Source organism: Pseudomonas sp. SIMBA_067 (assembly GCF_046534675.1).
Taxonomy (GTDB): domain Bacteria; phylum Pseudomonadota; class Gammaproteobacteria; order Pseudomonadales; family Pseudomonadaceae; genus Aquipseudomonas; species Aquipseudomonas putida.
The window spans coordinates 1-231 of sequence record NZ_JAWRYH010001468.1 but is presented as its reverse complement, the minus strand read 5'-3'; the positions used below and the strand labels follow the sequence as shown (position 1 = coordinate 231).

At 61.0% G+C, this 231-nt stretch carries 1 protein-coding gene; it reads left to right on the top strand.

Annotated features, from left to right (window positions below):
• Positions 1 to 231, top strand: a 231-nt coding sequence (locus SB765_RS34300) for an ABC transporter permease subunit (protein ID WP_410933112.1), incomplete at both ends; no start/stop codon positions are given.

The window sequence follows — 231 nt, the reverse complement described above, 5'->3', positions numbered from 1 at the left end:
GCTCAGTTCGACATCAAAATTTCCTATACCTGGATTGGTATCGCCATCGCCGTGGCCTTTACCAGCATTCCGTTTGTGGTGCGTACCGTACAGCCGGTGCTGGAAGAGTTAGGCCCGGAGTATGAAGAGGCGGCCGAAACGCTGGGTGCCACGCCGTGGCAGAGCTTCCGCCGCGTCGTGTTGCCGGAAGTGGCACCGGCGCAGCTGGCCGGAACGGCGCTCTCCTTTACC